The sequence below is a fragment of the Sporosarcina cyprini genome, assembly GCF_022048975.1.
GTDB lineage: Bacteria > Bacillota > Bacilli > Bacillales_A > Planococcaceae > Sporosarcina > Sporosarcina cyprini.
The window spans coordinates 18,248-36,499 of record NZ_JAKMHX010000028.1 but is presented as its reverse complement, the minus strand read 5'-3'; the positions used below and the strand labels follow the sequence as shown (position 1 = coordinate 36,499).

Annotated in this window: 15 protein-coding genes and 1 riboswitch; of the genes, 5 read left to right on the top strand and 10 right to left on the bottom strand. The window is 40.9% G+C overall.

Annotated features, from left to right (window positions below):
- Nucleotides 1–24: 24 nt before the first annotated feature.
- Nucleotides 25–411 (bottom strand): topoisomerase, encoded by a 387-nt coding sequence (locus L7D49_RS11405; protein ID WP_238080969.1) that lies wholly within the window; start codon nucleotides 409–411, stop codon nucleotides 25–27.
- 670 nt (nucleotides 412–1,081) lie between these two features.
- Nucleotides 1,082–1,192, bottom strand: a complete 111-nt coding sequence (locus L7D49_RS11400) for a putative holin-like toxin (protein ID WP_238080968.1) — start codon at nucleotides 1,190–1,192, stop codon at nucleotides 1,082–1,084.
- 231 nt (nucleotides 1,193–1,423) lie between these two features.
- Nucleotides 1,424–1,602, top strand: a riboswitch (Lysine riboswitch).
- Nucleotides 1,603–1,708: 106 nt separating this feature from the next.
- Between L7D49_RS11400 and L7D49_RS11395 the strand changes: the two genes are divergently transcribed.
- Complete coding sequence (locus tag L7D49_RS11395) at nucleotides 1,709–3,157, top strand: amino acid permease (protein WP_238080967.1); 1,449 nt, start codon at nucleotides 1,709–1,711, stop codon at nucleotides 3,155–3,157.
- A gap of 367 nt (nucleotides 3,158–3,524) precedes the next feature.
- Here L7D49_RS11395 and L7D49_RS11390 read toward each other — a convergent pair whose 3' ends face one another.
- The 3 genes from L7D49_RS11390 to L7D49_RS11380 all read right to left on the bottom strand — a co-directional run bounded on the left by L7D49_RS11390 (nucleotide 3,525) and on the right by L7D49_RS11380 (nucleotide 6,449).
- Complete coding sequence (locus L7D49_RS11390; RefSeq protein WP_238080966.1) at nucleotides 3,525–4,514, bottom strand: alpha/beta fold hydrolase; 990 nt, start codon at nucleotides 4,512–4,514, stop codon at nucleotides 3,525–3,527.
- A gap of 328 nt (nucleotides 4,515–4,842) precedes the next feature.
- Complete coding sequence (locus tag L7D49_RS11385; protein ID WP_238080965.1) at nucleotides 4,843–5,895, bottom strand: DUF4179 domain-containing protein; 1,053 nt, start codon at nucleotides 5,893–5,895, stop codon at nucleotides 4,843–4,845.
- Nucleotides 5,892–6,449 (bottom strand): sigma-70 family RNA polymerase sigma factor, encoded by a 558-nt coding sequence (locus L7D49_RS11380; protein ID WP_238080964.1) that lies wholly within the window; start codon nucleotides 6,447–6,449, stop codon nucleotides 5,892–5,894. The genes L7D49_RS11385 and L7D49_RS11380 overlap by 4 nt, the downstream gene beginning before the upstream one ends.
- A gap of 380 nt (nucleotides 6,450–6,829) precedes the next feature.
- On the opposite strand from L7D49_RS11380, the gene L7D49_RS11375 reads away from it, so the two are divergent.
- Both L7D49_RS11375 and L7D49_RS11370 read left to right on the top strand, forming a co-directional pair.
- Complete coding sequence (locus L7D49_RS11375; protein ID WP_238080963.1) at nucleotides 6,830–7,330, top strand: sigma-70 family RNA polymerase sigma factor; 501 nt, start codon at nucleotides 6,830–6,832, stop codon at nucleotides 7,328–7,330.
- Entirely contained in the window at nucleotides 7,327–8,589 is a 1,263-nt protein-coding gene (locus L7D49_RS11370) for a DUF4179 domain-containing protein (protein ID WP_238080962.1), read from the top strand. Before L7D49_RS11375 ends, L7D49_RS11370 begins: the two co-directional genes overlap by 4 nt.
- A 143-nt stretch (nucleotides 8,590–8,732) precedes the next feature.
- Here the strand turns inward: L7D49_RS11370 and L7D49_RS11365 are convergent, their stop codons facing one another.
- From L7D49_RS11365 to L7D49_RS11355, 3 genes are all read right to left on the bottom strand, one after another.
- Nucleotides 8,733–10,127 (bottom strand): amino acid permease, encoded by a 1,395-nt coding sequence (locus L7D49_RS11365; RefSeq protein ID WP_238081097.1) that lies wholly within the window; start codon nucleotides 10,125–10,127, stop codon nucleotides 8,733–8,735.
- A gap of 48 nt (nucleotides 10,128–10,175) precedes the next feature.
- On the bottom strand, nucleotides 10,176–11,258 hold the full coding sequence (locus L7D49_RS11360; protein ID WP_238080961.1) for an aromatic ring-hydroxylating oxygenase subunit alpha: 1,083 nt from the start codon (nucleotides 11,256–11,258) through the stop codon (nucleotides 10,176–10,178).
- Nucleotides 11,259–11,799: 541 nt separating this feature from the next.
- Nucleotides 11,800–12,789, bottom strand: coding sequence for an alpha/beta fold hydrolase (locus tag L7D49_RS11355; protein ID WP_238080960.1), 990 nt, complete (start codon nucleotides 12,787–12,789; stop codon nucleotides 11,800–11,802).
- 658 nt (nucleotides 12,790–13,447) lie between these two features.
- Here L7D49_RS11355 and L7D49_RS11350 point away from each other — a divergent pair.
- Both L7D49_RS11350 and L7D49_RS11345 read left to right on the top strand, forming a co-directional pair.
- A complete protein-coding gene (locus L7D49_RS11350; protein WP_238080959.1) occupies nucleotides 13,448–14,188 on the top strand; it encodes an SH3 domain-containing protein in 741 nt (246 codons plus the stop codon).
- Nucleotides 14,189–14,319: 131 nt separating this feature from the next.
- Complete coding sequence (locus L7D49_RS11345) at nucleotides 14,320–15,117, top strand: tryptophan-rich sensory protein (RefSeq protein WP_238080958.1); 798 nt, start codon at nucleotides 14,320–14,322, stop codon at nucleotides 15,115–15,117.
- Nucleotides 15,118–15,264: 147 nt separating this feature from the next.
- Here L7D49_RS11345 and ltaS read toward each other — a convergent pair whose 3' ends face one another.
- On the bottom strand, nucleotides 15,265–17,220 hold the full coding sequence (gene ltaS / locus L7D49_RS11340) for a lipoteichoic acid synthase (protein ID WP_238080957.1): 1,956 nt from the start codon (nucleotides 17,218–17,220) through the stop codon (nucleotides 15,265–15,267).
- An 804-nt stretch (nucleotides 17,221–18,024) separates the two neighbouring features.
- Nucleotides 18,025–18,252 (bottom strand): hypothetical protein, encoded by a 228-nt coding sequence (locus L7D49_RS11335; protein WP_238080956.1) that lies wholly within the window; start codon nucleotides 18,250–18,252, stop codon nucleotides 18,025–18,027.

Here is an 18,252-nt window from a genome sequence, read left to right as displayed (position 1 = left end):
CTAGCCTCCTCGTATATTTAGGCGTTAGTATTTCTCAATTTTTATATTTATAATTTCTTCGCTAATGGTTACGTTTTCTGATTCAGCCACTTTCTTTATAGAGTCTTCAATTATTTGCTCAATCAACTTTTTATCAACTTTTAGCTTCTTCGGGAAACCTACTGATACATCAAAACTTCCAGCACCACTACCTAACATGATGGAAATGACATCCTCTTCAATTGCGGTTTGTTCTGAAATAGATGTAATTATTTCATCTTGTAGTTCAGATAATATTTTACTCTGTTCACTTGCTGCTATTTTTTGGTCATTTCCTACTGCTAGAACTTGTTCTTCGCTTTCGCTTCCATTACATCCAGCCAATAAAATTGAACTACATACTACTCCTGAAATAATAGCTTGTTTTATCATTACTACATTCCTCCCTTGAAAAATAAAATGTGTATTCACAAAAACTCTCGTACTTAGCTTGACGGTATCCATTGGAAAAAGTTCCAAAATAAAACACGGTCTTCTCTTTCATTATGGTGAAAATTAGGTGAAAATTAGGTGAAAAATAAAAAGAGAGCTGCTTGATGCAGCTCTCCAGCCTTTACGTACAACTCCTGTTACTCCAGAAATCCTATTTATGAGATAAAGGTTTTTCCGGGCGATTCATACAATAGTTGCAATCAGGAACATTACATTGAGATTCCGTCCAACGATTACAGGAAGGACAAAAATACGTATCAAATTTATCATAGTAAACTAAATCAAAGTTGCATTTCGAACAATATTTCCTTGTTCGATATGACCGTATAATTCAAAGTCATCTTTTTTAACTTCCTCATCTACTTTATGTATGTCCATACATAGACAAATTATCTTGCGTTCATGTCTCGTTAATCCTTCGTCTTCATTGCGCTCAATTTTCGTGTTTATTACGTATATATGTGGTAGACTATACGTAGTATAAAAAAGACTGGATGAGGATACATCCAGTCAGTGCAACGGACATTCCGCAAATTAAGCGGTTGGCCAGTAGTGAGTAATTTTTTTGAAGAGTAACTACCCTGCTTACTTGGTCGTTAGCGGAGGGTGGTTACTTTTTTCTATTGGTGGATAGAGCAATTATCGCTGTAATGGCTCCTGCCACAGTTGCGAGAAATATTCCAAATTGGAACATCATATTCATTGCATCGTATGTCACCATATAAACACCCCCTTTCCAGGGAGTGCCAACCGTCCATCCGCTTAATGTCGTTGCAATTACTAGTTTATCATATTCACTATTACTAATCGACAGGATAGCGAATGTATGTTTCTCATAATAAAAGCTGTCGCGATATACATGGATGCAAAGACGTGATTATGCAATGTTTCCCATTGCATTCCAAATAGTATTCAACTATAATTTATATATTAATTTAATACTCCCATTTACCGATGGGATAGAGGTTGCTGCTTATAAGAGTAGGGCGGACGAGATTCTATGAGATTGTGGACTCCGTTTGAAAGGATAAGTTGCCGAAGTGTGGATAGATCATTGGATATCCATGCTGGTGATGTTTTCGAATAGGAACATCATTGTCACGTTGTACAACGTGGAGAACTATCTTCGGAAGGATTAACGCACTTATCTGCAGCCGTCGATTTTCTTCGAAGGCTGTTTTTTATTTGTAGTTATGCTTAGAGTACCCCCTTCCACCATACTAAAGGAGTGGACAACTTGGAGAGCAACACAACATCTACGACTACCCCACAATTGAAAAGAACATTGAAAGCACGCCATCTGATGATGATTTCCCTCGGGGGATCGATCGGAACCGGTATTTTCCTGGCGAGTGGCGGAGCGATTCATACGGCGGGACCAGGAGGCGCATTGGTCGCCTATGCCGCAGTCGGAATCATGGTGTACTTCCTTATGACAAGTCTTGCAGAAATGGCCGCATATATGCCGGTAGCCGGTTCCTTCAAAGAATATGCAACACGCTTTGTCGACCCGGCATTCGGGTTTGCGATTGGCTGGAACTATTGGTACAACTGGGCGATCACGATTGCCGCAGAGCTCGCAGCTGTCGTGTTGATCATGAAGTTCTGGTTTCCGCATAGCCCTTCGTTTTTATGGAGCGGACTTGCGCTCCTCATCATGTTCGGCTTCAACTATATGTCCGTCAAAGGGTTTGGCGAAGCGGAATTTTGGTTTTCACTCATTAAAGTGGTGACTGTCATCATCTTCATCATTACCGGGTTGCTGATGATCTTTGGCATCATGGGTGATAAAGCGATCGGCTTCTCCAACTTTACAATGGGCGATGCTCCGTTCCATGGAGGATTCTTTGCGATACTCGGTATTTTTATGGCAGCCGGCTTTTCATTCCAAGGTACAGAATTGCTTGGCGTAGCTGCCGGGGAAAGTGAAAATCCGGAAAAAACGATTCCAAAAGCAGTGAACTCCGTATTCTGGCGTATCCTTTTATTCTACATCCTAGCGATTTTCGTCATTGCAATGATTATTCCGTATACAGATTCACGATTATTGAGTGAATCGGTTTCGGTTAGTCCCTTCACACTCGTCTTTGAACGGGCAGGGTTTGCGTTTGCAGCTTCCGTCATGAACGCTATCATTTTGACGGCCGTCTTATCTGCGGGGAATTCAGGGATGTATGCGTCCACGCGTATGCTTTGGGATTTGGCACGAAGCGGGAATGCACCTAAGTTCTTAGGGAAATTGGACAAGCGAGGCGTTCCGGTGAATGCGTTGATTGCCACTACTTTAGTTGGATCCCTTGCCTTCCTCTCCACTTTCTTTGGAGATGGTACGGTTTACGTCTGGCTATTGAACGCATCAGGGATGGCTGGATTTGTGACGTGGCTTGGAATTGCGATCAGTCACTACCGTTTCAGAAGGGCCTATATTGCGCAAGGTCGGAATCTCTCGGATCTTCCGTATCGCGCAAAATGGTTCCCACTCGGTCCATTGCTCGCTTTGGTACTTTGTCTCTTCATCATCGCCGGCCAAAACTTCCAAGCGTTTACTGGCGATAAAATCGATTGGAATGGCGCGCTTGTTTCTTATATTGGCCTTCCGCTCTTCTTGATTGTTTGGCTAATTTATAAAGTGAAGCATAAGACGAAGTTGGTTCCGTTGAAGGATTGTGATTTTGAGAGTAAATGATGAGAAAAAACAGCTGGATGAGAGAGGGTTTGCCTCTTCATTCGGCTGTTTTTTCAATCTGAGAATACCGAATTGAACTATCGTAAGTTGTAAACTCACTTTTTATATCTTTCATTAAAGTGTTGAATCCACTCCATATCAATTGGTCCGATAATAACCTTTTAAGCGGAATCATTGATAAATAAGCGTTCTTCGTTAAATGATGAAACGATAAATTTTTCACTAGAAATAATTGTCCCAGTTCCAAGAAGGAATATCCACCATTAAGATACCACAAACATGGTGCCTTTATTGAAGTAAATTTATTTCTAAAACTAATAATGATGCGCAGATTGTATTTTCTGCTACCTGTTTTTATAACAAATCCTTACTCGATTCTTTCAAGGAAATTCTTTGTGGCATCAGTGATATCTTTAACATTAGTTTGATAGAACGTATGAGAGCCATCAATCATTTGGAACTCAACATTTGCACCAAGTCGATTCAAGTGATCTTTTTGGAGCTCTTCTCCATTTTCTACTTCTTTTTGAGCATATGAGGATATTAGTTTCAGTACAGGCACTTCTGAAGGGAAAACGGTGCTGATTACCTCATTGATGTTGTCATCTGAACTTCGAATCTGATTATTGATTGTTTTGTTGAAAAGATGATAAGAAAATAATTGATGATCCCTAATTTCTTTTTCAGTATAGCCATTTTCAACTGTTTGAGTAGAAGGTACCAATCCATTGATGATTCTACTTAATCCAGTCTCTTGCATTAACATAAGAGAACCATTTAAGATTTTTATAATTTGGGGGTCATATACGAAAGAATATAATTTAGATTCTATTTTCACCGTTGGACTTGTGTCCAGCATAATAATTGCAGAGACTTCGTCAGGATATTTTGATGCATAATATTCGCTATAAACTCCGGACACAGAATGCGGCATTAAGACATACGGCGGCTTCATATCAGCCTGTGATAATGCTGTTCTGATTTCTTCCATATAGTTTTCATTTGTTCGTGGTGTATCTGTCTCGTCACTGAACCCCACTCCAAAATATTCAACTGTAACTACTTTATATTCTTTCGAGAGTTCTCTCATTAATGGACCAAAATCTGCACTTGGCAAAGGCGCCCCGGTACCCGGTAACAAAACGATTGTTTTTTCTCCCTGTCCCATTGAATAGACATGCATGTTCTGATTGTTTACTTCTACCATTTCTCCGTAAGGCGAGATCGCTTCCAACTCATTTGAAAAGAATATTTTGTTGATCGCAAATCCTATTATATTCAGACCAACAATTATTCCTAAGATCCATGCAAAAACAACCAAGATCTTCTTACCTTTTTTCTTTTTAATTTTACTCAATACGATTACCCCTTTTCTCCCGTAATAACGCTGCCGACATTTTCACATATTACTAGGTATAATATTACAAACGTTTGTTATACTAATAGTAGAACAGTTATCACTTAAGGTCAATCTTTATGGGTGGCCGCCGCAAAAAGAAGCATGCTCTCCCCATCCAGGAGCACATGCTTCTTCTGCTTTCCTATATCATTCGCCATCTTGTACATCTACATCCTTGGCGTAGTTACACTAAGCTCGATCGACAGACGTGTTACTTTTGCGTGCAAAAAAAAAGGCGGGTCTGTGAGTCACGTTATCTAACTCTCAGATCTACCCGCCTGGCTACTTATTCATCTCCTGCAAGCGGCACTTCTATCGATGTGATCGGAAATTCCTCGATCAGCTCAAGCTCATTTCCCTTCCCCTCATTATAAGCCGATGCTATCGGGGTAATGATGATCGAAGTAGCTGCCGGATCAAATACCGGCGTCATGATACGCCATTTCATAGCAAACGAGCTATTTCCATACCCACCATTCGGCAAAACATCGTATTGATTCCCTAAATTATCTTCTATCCTAAAATCCAATGAAAAGACATCCCATTTGTCTTTCAACTCTTGCCCCGTAACATGTGATAAATAGATAGTATTTGATACAGGGGTTGTCGTCATCTTATTAACAACAACTGTGACTCCCTGATATTTGACATTCAGATCGGATAGTTGAATCGTTTTGGAAGGTAGCGGCTGTAACTCAAAATCGAATTCCCAGTCACCTTGGATGTAGTTAGCTACGTCTTCAACCTTTTTCAGTTCTCTTCCCTTCCAATTAACATGGATGGTATCTTTCGGTTTACTGCCTGTCATCAGATACACGATATTTACGCCGGCGTATTGGTTGTCATTCACCTTTTCAATCATGTAATTGCCCATCAAATGATTTTGTTCTCCGTATTCTTCAATCGTCACCATGCCATCCAATACCGGATGTTCGCCTAGGTCCCGGTCACTTTCCATCGTAAATGAAATCGATACGCTTTCCCCATCGTAAACGGCATCCGTGACGGTCACCTTCACGCCCTTATCCTCTTTCGACATGCCAATAGCAGTCGTGTACGCTCCATAGTCCCCCACTACCTGGCTCTCCTTCTGAAATAAAGAAAACACATTTCCTATGATCGGCAATTGTGCCGCAAGCGCCGGGAAGGATGCGCTGAAAACCAAGATGGACAGACTAAAAATTGCTGCTGCCACAATAGTGTTCCGAAGAATATGGTGAGTTCTCCGTTTTTTTAAGTACAGACCTTTCACTATGTTCTTTTCCGTCTCATCCACAGGCATCGGGACAACATCCGGGTCAATCTTCAATTCGCTGAACCGTTTATAAATCTCTTTCATGCAAAACTTCCCCCTATCTGCGTCTGCTGCATCTTCTTTTTCCCTCTGTACAGTCGGTTATCGACAGCTGCTTTCGTCAAACCAAGCTCGTCCGCGATCTCCTCATTCTTCATATCCAAAAAATATTTCATAATGAAGATGTCTCTGTCGATTTCTTTCAATGTGCTGAGTAGCAGCAAAACCTCTCGCGTCGATTCACTTCCCATGAAAGCCGTCTCAGCGGATTGCACTGGCTCCAGATGAGCGTCCGTGATTTCAGAAGGATCATGCATCCTCATTTGCTTCCTTTGTTTATCGATCGCCTTGAATTTCGCGATTGTACAAATCCATCTACGGAAATCTTCAGCGTCCCCGTTAAATTGTGCCGCGTTGTCCCAAGCACCTAGAAATGTGTCGTTGATGCATTCTTGTATGAGCTCAGGGTCGTGATAGGAGCCCAATGTGTTGTAGACAACAGCTTTGACGCTGCCAATATATTCATCAACGACATACTCGAAGGCCGCTTCCTTCCCTTTCTTGAACCGTTTAATAAAGTTCTTGTTTGTAATTTTCATTGTCTGCTCCTTTTTTACTTGTAAAAGCTTTTACACCTACTTAATCGCTCGAGGCGGTGAAATGTTCTCATCACTTTTCAAAACTGTTTTACTTTTATATAGAATCATAGCAAGACAAGCTGGAAAGCCCAAGAAACTTTCAAATTCATAGGAAGGAGAAAGGAGACATTTCCGAGCAATAAAATAACAACTAATCATATGCTTTGGTGAAAATTCAGCACTTTTTCACTGAAGCTTTTCCTTGGAAGTAAAAGCACCCTATCTCTAAATAAGGAAATGGAGTAGAGTAGACTAAATTAACAAAATAAAATCTTAAAACATAAATTTTTTTGAACGATATGAAGAAAGGCTGCGTCTAATGAAGGAAGGAGGCGAAAAGGATGGAATTTGACATCGTGCAGCGTGCTATTCGTGGGAATCATCAAGCGATACTTTCACTTATTGAAATGGATGAAGAGATTTTATATCGCATGGCTTTTACATATATGAAAAATGAACAAGACACTTTAGACGTAATGCAGGAGTTAATTTACAAGGCACTAAAAAAAATGCATACCGTTAAAAAGCAGGAATATGCCAGAACATGGCTCGTCCGTGTGTTAATCAATTGTTGTAAAGACCATTTAAGAAAACGACAACCAACCGTTCCGATTGAGGAACATCACTTGTCTGGATGGGCTATCTATTCTGATTTGGAGCGACTACTGGAACAATTATCTTTGTCGGAGCAGCAACTCGTCTATATGAAATATTTTCAGCAACTAAAAAACAAAGAAATTGCTGAGCTCAATCAAATTCCTGAGGGCACCGTAAAATCGAAGCTTCACTACATTTTAAAGAAGCTTAGAAATTCTGCTGGGGAAAAGGAGGACTGGCTATGAGTAAACTACAACCGATTGACGTTCCAAAAGAGAAACTTCAACAAATTCGAATGGATACTTTGCGCAAAGTTCAGCGAGAAAAAAGAACAAAGAAGCGTATTTTACCAGTTGCCATCGTTGCTTTGTTTTGCGTAAGTATTTTATTTTCAATTCGTGTTTCTCCTACTTTTGCTAGTTATGTTGCAAAAATACCTGGTTTTTATGCACTTGTATCATCGGTTAGAAGCGATGCTGGGATAAAAGACATTGTGGACAATCAATACTATCAAGATGTCAATGTAACTGAGTCTAAAAATGGCCTATCGTTAACATTACAAGGCGTGATTGCAGATCGTTCGGGCTTTGTACTTTTCTACGACGCCGATGCTTTATTTGATATGTCGAAACTATACTTGAATGACGTTCAATTGTTCCAGGGAGACGATGAAATACCAGGCCCAAGTAGTTTTACCAGCCATGCAGATAATCAAGAACACATTTCATCTTTAATAGAATTTAGCTTTGCAGAGCCAATCGTTTATACTTCGAATGATTTTACGGCCGTTTTTCATTTTGAGGATGTAGATAAGGGTAATATTGCAATAAGGATACCCTTTACACTACAAAACGAAATCGCTCAGGAAAAAGTAATTGCTGTGAATCGTACTGTAGATATTGATGGTCAGAAATTTACGATAACACAAATTCGCCGTTCTCCATTAAAAACGGCCATCGATATTGAAATAGAAGAAGCGAATACAATGCAAATATTAGCTTTTGATGATATTACGATCACGACGGATAGCGGAGAGAGAAGAGGCAGTTTCATAAATGGAGGTGCAACAGACGGAGCCATTCGCGACGGCAAAATTACGCTCAATGTACAAAGTAATTATTTTCATGAGACAGATTCCCTCACGATAAATATTGGTGCTGTTCAAGCAGTTCCAAAGGGCGAGGATTTTATAGAAGTTGATTTTGACAAAAAAGAAGTACTCTCAAAACCTGATTATTTCGATTGGGACATTTCCGTAGAACAGCAAGGGGTATCAGTTGCTGTAACGAAAGGGGAGAATGGAGGTAATCTTTTGTGGCTATCTAATGCTGTAAAAGAAGATGGTACGCCGTTAGAATTTACAGGAAGCAAAATTTCAAGAGATGGGCAGTACGTAACTGAGACGACAAAATTTCAAGATTATGATGGTAAAGCAAAAATATATTTTAATTATTACTTCAATCCTATTGGAGAAAACATCGAACTGAATATTCCATTGCAATAAAGTACAAAGGGTAATAAGTTCAACAAGAAAAGGGCTTGCATACATGATTGAGTTTCATGTATGCAAGCCCTTTTACAATTGAACTATATAGCCATTATTCAGAAGTATATTTGAAACTGCCCCATGAAATATCCCCTCTTTTCTTACGAAGAAAGAACAGTTTTCCTCTTTCGCGTATATCGCAAATAATAATACAAATAACATGACCCGATAAAACCGAATCCGATAGCAAGTGAAACCCGCTGCGTGGGATCGACTGCGGCGAAGACGAATAACAATGCGCAAATTACAATACAAAGAATCGGGACGACTGGAAACAGGCGGACTCGGAACTTCAAATCTTCCGGCTTTCCTCCATCTTTTACATACTGCACCCGGAAGCGTATTTGGGAAATTGCGATGGCCATCCAGGTGATGGTTCCTCCAATTCCACTAACCGATAGAAGTACGACAAAGAGCGTAGTCTCTGCAATAATACTAGTCAGCAAGGAAAGAAGCGCAAAGCCGAGAGTAACGAGCAGCGCATTGATCGGAACGCCTCGTTTGTTCAGCTTTCCGAACATCGGATGTGCCATCCCGTCTTTGGACAACGAATAAAGGATTCGAGTACAAGCGAATAGACCCGTGTTTCCAACGGAAAGGATGGCCGTTAAGATGACGAAGTTCATGATATCTGCAGCATAAGGAATCCCGACAATATCAAAAACAGTGACGAACGGACTTTCCAGAACACTCGCTTCTTTCCAAGGGACGATTGCCGACAGGACAAAAATCGCTAATACATAGAACACGAGAACACGCACAACGATGTTTCGAATAGCCTTAGGAATATTCTTTTCCGGCTCCTCTGTCTCTCCCGCTGCGACACCCATGATTTCAGAGCCTTGGAATGCATAAATGACAGTCATCATAACGATGAAAACACCGGTCAGCCCTGTCGGGAACACACCATCTCCGACGATATTCGAAAGATACGGAGCCGGCGTCCCATCCATCGTGATCAAACCGAACATTGCACAAAAGCCGATTCCGATGAACAGCAGTACCGCCAAAACTTTGATGCCCGCGAACCAATACTCCGTTTCGGCGAAGCTTTTCGTACTAAGTGAATTGATGGCAAACAGGAGAACGACGAATACTGCACACCAGATCCATACGGGGACATCCGGAAACCATCTGCCCATCAACAAGCCCGCCGCGATAAATTCAAGACCAACGTAAAGTGCCCAACTAAGCCAATACACCCACCCGATGACGAATCCTGATGCAGGTCCGATAAACTTCGTCGCATGCGCCTGAAAAGAACCTGAAACCGGCATCACGACGGATAACTCCCCTAGACATACCATGGCCAGATACATGAGAAGCCCACCTACCAGATAGGCTAAAATGGTACCGATCGGCCCGGCCTCCCCAATGGCATACCCCGAACCGAGAAACAGGCCGGTTCCAATAACGCCTCCGAGCGAAAGCATAAATAGGTGTCTGCTCTTCATCTCCCGCCTAAGTTTTTGCGGACTATCCTGTGTCGTCTTCATCTCCACTCACCATCCTCCTCATTTCAAATGAAAGCGTTTACAAAAAAATCAGACCTCAACTTCTTTTAATGGCAAAATCGGTTCTAATCTTTGTTGCATAAGCAAATGGAAATGATGGACACAATTCTCAGTCAGCGAAAACCTTCCTTGCTGGTATACACCTGTTTCGATTCCCTTTTGGACAACCTCACAGATCTCCTTGTCTTCCCGACGCACGTCTTCATCGACAGACATAAGTACTTCTTCCTCTTCCGTAATCGTATCGTTCATGAAAAATGTCGTATAAATATATTTCGTTGTTTTATGATCAATCGGAATGGATTGGTGAATGGATAAATTAGGGGGTCCGGGATCAAATGAAAACCACATATTCGGATAAAGCCAGTAGTACCTCCCGCCCTGTCCCATTTCAAAATCAGCAGCTTGTCCCTTTAAAGGAGTCGCTTGATAAACATAGTTGTCGTAAAGGATCGATTCATATTGTTTCATATCGACTTTGGAAACGAGTGATTTATGGACACCCGGACAATGATCGCATTCTAAATAATTATCGATGCCTATTTTCCAATTCGAATGACAGATCGTTTCTTTCACCCGCGTTTTCTTGAATTGATCTAAATTGTCTTTTTTCACATGTTCAAATAACCCACCGAACGTCTTCGCCATCGGTTCTGCATCCGGATCGAGATTCACAAAAATGAACGACTCGAAAATCTCCAAACTGACATCATGCAAACAAAAGGCAGACTCATCAAAGTTCTCGACACCTTTCATATTCGGAGCGCGGTTCAGGGACCCATCCAGCCGATAAGACCAAGCGTGGTATGGGCAAGTGATAATGCGCTTATTCCCTTCCCCTTCGACCAGCTTCGCAGCCCGGTGACTGCAGACATTATAAAAGGCACGAATCTCTCCATCATCGCCCAATGTCACAAAAATCGGCTTGCCCACGATTTCAGTTGTAATATAATCGCCTGCTTTTTTGAACTCGCTGACATGTCCAACATACTGCCAAGTTTTACTGAAGATCTCTTTCAATTCGAAGTCCAATACTTCCGGATCTGTGTACAGCCAAGCTGGCAAGGTGTGCGCTTCACTCAAGTTTTCGCTGACGCTTACTTCATGTTTCATAGATAAAGCCTCCTTTTCTTTTAACGAACGAATTTCAATCTACTTCCCTCCCACTGTATGACCGATCTTGCGTTTACATGTGGACTTGTCCCCCCAATCAATATAGAACGACGTTTGAAAGTTGTTATTATTCTTTCAATTGGTATTATATTATCACAAAGTTGTTCAAATGGCATGTAACTTTGCTGTTACAAATTTGGACTGACTGCAAGTAAAGAGATGCAGCCAAGTTATTTGCTGCAATCTATTTGATTCCACTAAACCCTTTCGATTTACAGCTGTAAATGGCTTCAACTTTAAGTTTTCTTGTTAACCGTTACCTATCGGAATTCCGGTATATTTCCTTATTGAATGTAGCATCAGTAATGCTTTAAATTTTGGATGTTGAGTTCTTTGGAAGAATAGAATGATTAATACGTCAAGTTCGTTTCCTATTTCAGCCTAACCCTCGTCTTGAATTGTTGAAGTACATTCCTAACAAAATATAAAAAGGGAGCCTATATTGTATCTCCAGCTCCCTTAAGTCTTGTTTCAAAACACTTTAGTCAATTTTATCAAGGAAATTCTTTGTGGCATCACAGATCTCTGTAACATGAGTTTGATAGAACCCATGAGAGCCGTCAATAATCTGGAACTCCGCATTTGTACCAAGGCGATTTACATGATCTTTTTGAATCTCTTCTCCATTTTTTAATTGTTTTTGGGAGACCGAGGATATTAGTTTCAGTACAGGCACTTCTGCAGGGAAGACGATGCTGTTTACTTCATTGATATTGTCGTTTAAACTCGAAATCTGATTAATGATGGTATCGTTGACAACATGATAAGAAAATAATCTATTATCACTGATTTCTTTTTCGGTATAGTCATTTTCAACTGTTTGTTCAGAAGGTAGCAATCCATTGATGATCCGATTTACTCCAGTTTCTTGAAGTAATGTACTAAAACCATATATGATTTTCACATTTCTAGGCGCCAACATGAAAGTTTGTAAATTTGATCCCATACTTACTGTTGGAGTTGTGTCCAGCATAATAATTGCAGAGACTTCTTCAGGATATTGTGATGCATAATATTCGCTATAAACTCCAGACGCAGAATGCGGCATTAAGACATAAGGCGGCTTAATATCAGCCTGTGATAATGCTGTTCTGATTTCCTCCATATAATTTTCATTTGTTCGTGGTGTATCTGTTTCGTCACTGAATCCCATTCCAAAATATTCAACAGTCACTACAGTATAGTCTTTCGAGAGTTCTCTCATTAAAGGACCAAAATCAGCACTCGGCAAAGGCAACCCAAAGCCAGGTAACAAAACAATCGTTTTCTCTCCTTGTCCCATTGAATAGACATGCATGTTCTGATTGTTTACTTCAACCATTTTTCCGTAAGGCGAGATCGCTTCCAACTCATTTGCAAAGAATATTTTGTTGACTGCAAATCCTATTACATTCAAACAAACAATGATCCCTAAGATCCATGCAAAAACACGCAAGATCTTCTTACCTTTTTTCTTTCTAATTTTACTCAAAAAGATTACCCCTTTTCTCCCGTAATAACGCTGTCGACATTTTCACATATTACTAGGTATAAAATTACAAGCTCTTGTTATACCAATAGTAGAACAGATATCACTTAAGGTCAATCTTAATGGGTGGCCGACACAAAAAGAAGCATGTCCTCCCCTGGAAAGACTTGCTTCTTTCGCAAAACAATATCGTTCATCAGCTTGTTCATCTGCATTTTCAAGGTGGTTATACTGTTATCAATCGACATGTGTATAGCCATATGACGTATGGACTCGAAACAAATCTGCTGCATTTTAATTGAGAATTTCCACCTCAAAATTAACTTCACTAGCATAAGTGATGCCGGCAATCAGACTAAAAGGAGAATGAAGCGGACTTTGCCGTGACACATCTATTATGAATATATCAGGATGAATGGGAATGACTAAATGGTTGAAAGACGGGGTATTTAATATTTACAACTATTGGGGTGACTAGCAGAAACTGAACTGCAAGCGGTGGGGAGATGTTTAAGGCTTACCTCAACGAAACCTCTAAGTAATTGAACTGGAAGATATGACGAAGTCTAAGGGTTCTAATTTCCAAACTAGCTTCATAACTTCGTTTAGCACGAACGAGATGAAAGGGTGATCCACGATTCGAAAAGCACTCCTAGCTATAATGATGCTGATGATTGGTTATGCCTACGCCTTTCCGCTTCAGACAACGCAAGCGGCGGCATCCGACATGTATGTAAACGCGAAAACAGATATTATTTTGCGTGACAAACCAAAGCAAAACGCCACTAAAATCAGTACGATAAAAAACCATTCCAAGGTAACTGTATTGTCTTCCTCAAATGGGTGGTCCTATGTGCAAGCCGGAAAAAACAAAGGGTTTGTGTATACATCTGCCTTATCAAAGAAAAATCCGAAAGCTGCAGCCACAACTGTTACCGGCGGCCTGGCGCCTAAAGCAGGGTTGATTTTAACGTACGAACCATCATTTTTGGAAGACAAGAAAGAGACATTTTACGTAGAAAAAGAGGACGACTACACGTACTTATACAATAAAAAGAGCCCACTCTACCCGGATTTATCGAACTTCACCTATATCGAAGACGGCAAAAGGCTGCTGATGGGTGTATCGAGCTCCGACTTCATCTTCGTCAATGTTCCCTATCCATTGAAACAAGGAGCGTCAGTAACCGATTCGTCTATGATGTTCGAGGAGCAGAAGGTGTTGGTCGAAAGCACGACAAAAACTGTGACCGTGAAAGCTGGTACCTTTACGAATACCGTCATTCTTAAGTATCCAAATGGCGCACGAGAGTACTTTGCCGAAGGGGTTGGAATTATAAAGAGTACAGGTGAAAATGGAAAGGTTATTACGGAATTGGTGTCGATGGAGGAAGGTAAATAAGGGGACGTTATATCGTTGCCTGTGCTTGGGATTGCGATCAGTTATCACTATCGTTTCAGAAGGGCGTTTCCTAGCAAAGAGTAGTAAGCCCGGTCAGATCATTCCTATGGTGTTCACGAAAGGAGGATTCGATGAAGTTAACAGGCAAACGAATATGGTTAAATACAATAATCGTTCTAACATATGTCTTAATGATTGTCACCAATGTATTGGCGAACGTCTTACCCATTAATGGCCAAACGACGGGGGAAGTTTCAGCGAAATACAGTAATTTATTTGCTCCTGCAGGCTTTACATTCTCAATCTGGAGCGTCATATATGTCTTACTGGCATTACACGTTTTTTACCAACTCGGTTTCTTTCATAAAAAGCAAAAACCTTCTACAGCCCGTCTGTTAACACCAGTCGGCATCTACTTTTCCATTTCTTCTATACTCAATACTCTTTGGATACTAGCATGGCATTACGAAAAACTCTTCCTTTCTGTCATTCTCATGGTCGGATTGCTCCTATGCCTAATCATCATCAACAGAATGACCGCAGAGGCTTCCCTCTCTTTAAAAGAGAGCTTTTTTATCAAACTTCCCTTTAGTATATATTTTGGCTGGATAACAGTCGCAACAATTGCCAACATTACAGCTTTCCTTGTCTCGATCGAATGGGATGGATTTGGTCTGTCTGAAGTGACATGGACTATACTCATACTAATTATCGGAACGATCATCAGTGTGACAACCATGCTTCGCTTACACAACCCTGCATATGGTTTGGCTGTATTATGGGCTTATTTCGGTATCTACTCTAAACATACATCAGAAACTGGATTCAACAACCAATATCCCGCCATTACACTTACTGTCATTATCTGTATGATCGTCCTCTCCCTAACGATAATCCTTGTTACATTAGGAAACAGGAGACAGTCCTAAATTTAAGCGTTGAGCGCTATTCTGATAGTTACTCTCACTCACATGCTTTGGAATTCGGCATGCGGGAATGCACCAAAGGAGATATTACCAAAAAAGAAGCATGCCCTCCCCCCTCAGGAGAGAACATGCTTCTTTTGCTTTTATCTATCATTCACCAGCTTGTACATCTGCATCTTTGGTGTAGTTAAACTGAGATCGATCGACAGGCGTATAGCCTTTTGGCGTATAGAATCTCAACAAGTCGCCATTGACGACTTTATCGGATAGCCCCAATTTAAATGCCACTTCTTTTTTCATCGCTTCCGCTTGCTCCAATTTACTTTCGTCGAGTGGCAAGCCTGTTTGGCTGTCGTAATACTTTTCATTAATGGAATCGATCGTCGGGCTGACAAAATCGCCATTTCTGAAAGGAACTACTTCATTATGCTCTTTCGAGAATAAATCGGAACCGAATTGAACGAAGTTTTTCGTATCAATTCCCAGCAAGTGCAACAACGTCGGAAGAAGGTCTGTTTGGCCACCATACGTATGGTTGACGCCGCCTTTCAATCCAGGAGCGTGTATGAATAAAGGAACGCGCTGCAAGTTTGCACTTTCAAAAGGAGTAATTTCTTTCCCCATAACTTGCGCCATCGCTTTTTTATGGTTCTCGGAAATACCATAATGGTCACCATACAACACAATGACCGAGTTATCGTACAAGCCCATTTCCTTTAAGCGGGTGAAGACTTTTTCAATCGTTTCGTCTGTGTACCGCGCAGTTTGGAAATAATCGTCCACACTGGCATCCCCGGTCTGAGCTTTATCGATGGACACTAAACTCTGATCCATCGCATATGGATAATGGTTTGCAACCGTAATGAATTTCGTATAGAAAGGCTGCGGCAGAGAGCTTAGCATACTTTCCGATTGTTCATAGAACGGTTTATCCAACAATCCATATTCCGCCATGTCGATTGGGTTACTCGTATCATAATAGCTCGCATCGTAGAAATGGTCGAATCCAAATCCTTTATAGATAGTGTTTCGATTCCAGAAGCTGCCGTTATTGCCGTGGAAGACAGCCGATGTATAGCCGTAATCCTTCAAAATACTTGGCGCAGCTTGGTACGTATTTTGAGCTTTCGTAATAAAAGCAGATCCTTGCGGCAACCCGAATAGGGAGTTCTCTAACATGAATTCCGCATCAGACGTTTTCCCTTGGCCCGTTTGATGGAAGAAGTTATCGAAATACGCGGTGTTCTTATCTTTTGTTAATGAATTTAAGAACGGCGTTACTTCTTCCCCGTTCAATTTATAGTCAATGAGGAAGTTTTGGAATGATTCTAAGTGCAAATAGATGACGTTCATTCCTTTGGCCTTCCCAAAGTAGGCCGGATTCGGCTCGGCATAAGCAGATTGTGTATAGTTGATCACTTCGGTAATATCACTGCTATCCGCCATCGCTCGCTGCGTGGAAGCGGCCGCCGTTTCCACCGAGTCATAAATCGTGTAATTGTACATGCCTAGATATTTCACTATATAGTTTCGATCAAAGCCACGAGTCAACAGCTGCGGACGGCTTGCTTCAGCCAGTCCTAGATTAATCAAAGAAATGACTAATGCGCCAGCAATAATGGCAGACGCTGTTCTAGTTCCAACTCGATTCGTCCCTTTTTCCACCTTACGAGAAAATCGAAGGTACATCATAACGAATACATCCACAAAGAACAAAACATCTAAAGGTTGTAGCAAAGACAAAATACTTCCGCCTAGATCCCCGAAATTCTGTGTTTGGAATAAAGTAGGCAGTGTAATGAAATCACTGAAAAACCGGTAATAGACGACATTCGCATACAAAAGAATCGACATCAGTGTGTATACGACGACGAGCACTGTATATTTTTTCTTACCTTTAAACAAGAATGAAATGCCTAGAAACAGCATCGCTGAACCGAGCGGATTGAGCAGTAACAGGAAGTGTTGAAGTGCTCCTTCTACCCCTAAATCAAATTGAGTGGTTTGAGCGATATATGTTTTCATCCATAACAACAAGACGGCGACTGCATAGAATCCTAAAAAGTTGTGTAGAAAAAAATCTTTCACTTTCCATTGATTTCTCATGTAACCACCAACCTTTTATTTTTTAATTTCATATTTGATCTACGGAAAATGTTATTTTTAAGTTAATTTATTTCTACAACTAAAACATAGTACTCCTCTTGAGGCTTTTCGTCAAGTTAAAAACTTCCAAGTTGAAGTGGAGAATCATAGCGGGCTCTGCTTTCTTTGCATTCATCCCGACTGCCCTTCCGCCAATTCAGGACGATTTAAGGCGCTTGAAGTTTCCGAAGGATGCTCTTCGTGAGAGGTATTAGGTTTGTGAAGCGTACGGATCCCAAGGGAAAGATGATGATAGAGTTGGTAAGAGTGGAGGGTGGGAAGTGAGCTAGGAAAGTGATAGCTAGCTTCTGATCGAGGACCAGGCAACTTAACGGAAACAAAAAAAGACCGGGTGCTTGAACACCCTGTCAATGTAGCAGACATCCGAATGAAGAGCCGTCGGCAGTAATAGAGAGTTTTTATTGGAGAGTATCTCCCCTGCTTACTTGTCACTTAGCGGAGGGTGGTTACCTTCCTTTTGTTGTTTATAGGAATGTCGGCATCCAAGCTGTCACCATTGCTGATGAAACATTGCAAGTTGGAACATCATACTCATTGCTTTGTAAGTCAACATGTAAACACACCCTTTCGAAATGGTGTGCCACCCGCTCATTCCGCATTATGTGTATCTACATCTAATGAATCGAAAAAGCAATCTAATTCATTCAAGATAAAAAGAACACCAGAATTCATCTAGTTGGGAAATGAAGATTAGCGTTCCCGATACACATTAAATTCCGACCGGACTTTTTCAGTGCCATCTAGTCAATTCTCAAACTTTCCGTCCTCCAAATTGATACCATTTCTATGGCGAATATCTTGTAAAGCCTTCTCACTTTCTTCTTGAGGCTCCTTGATTAACTTGGCATATTTATCTCGTATCTTTTGTAGTTCTTCATCCATTCTCCTCTTGTCCTTATCCATTATCTCCCTCATGAGTTTTTCGTTATACGCACCATCTATATACTTTAACCAATCCATCTTTTCATCCAT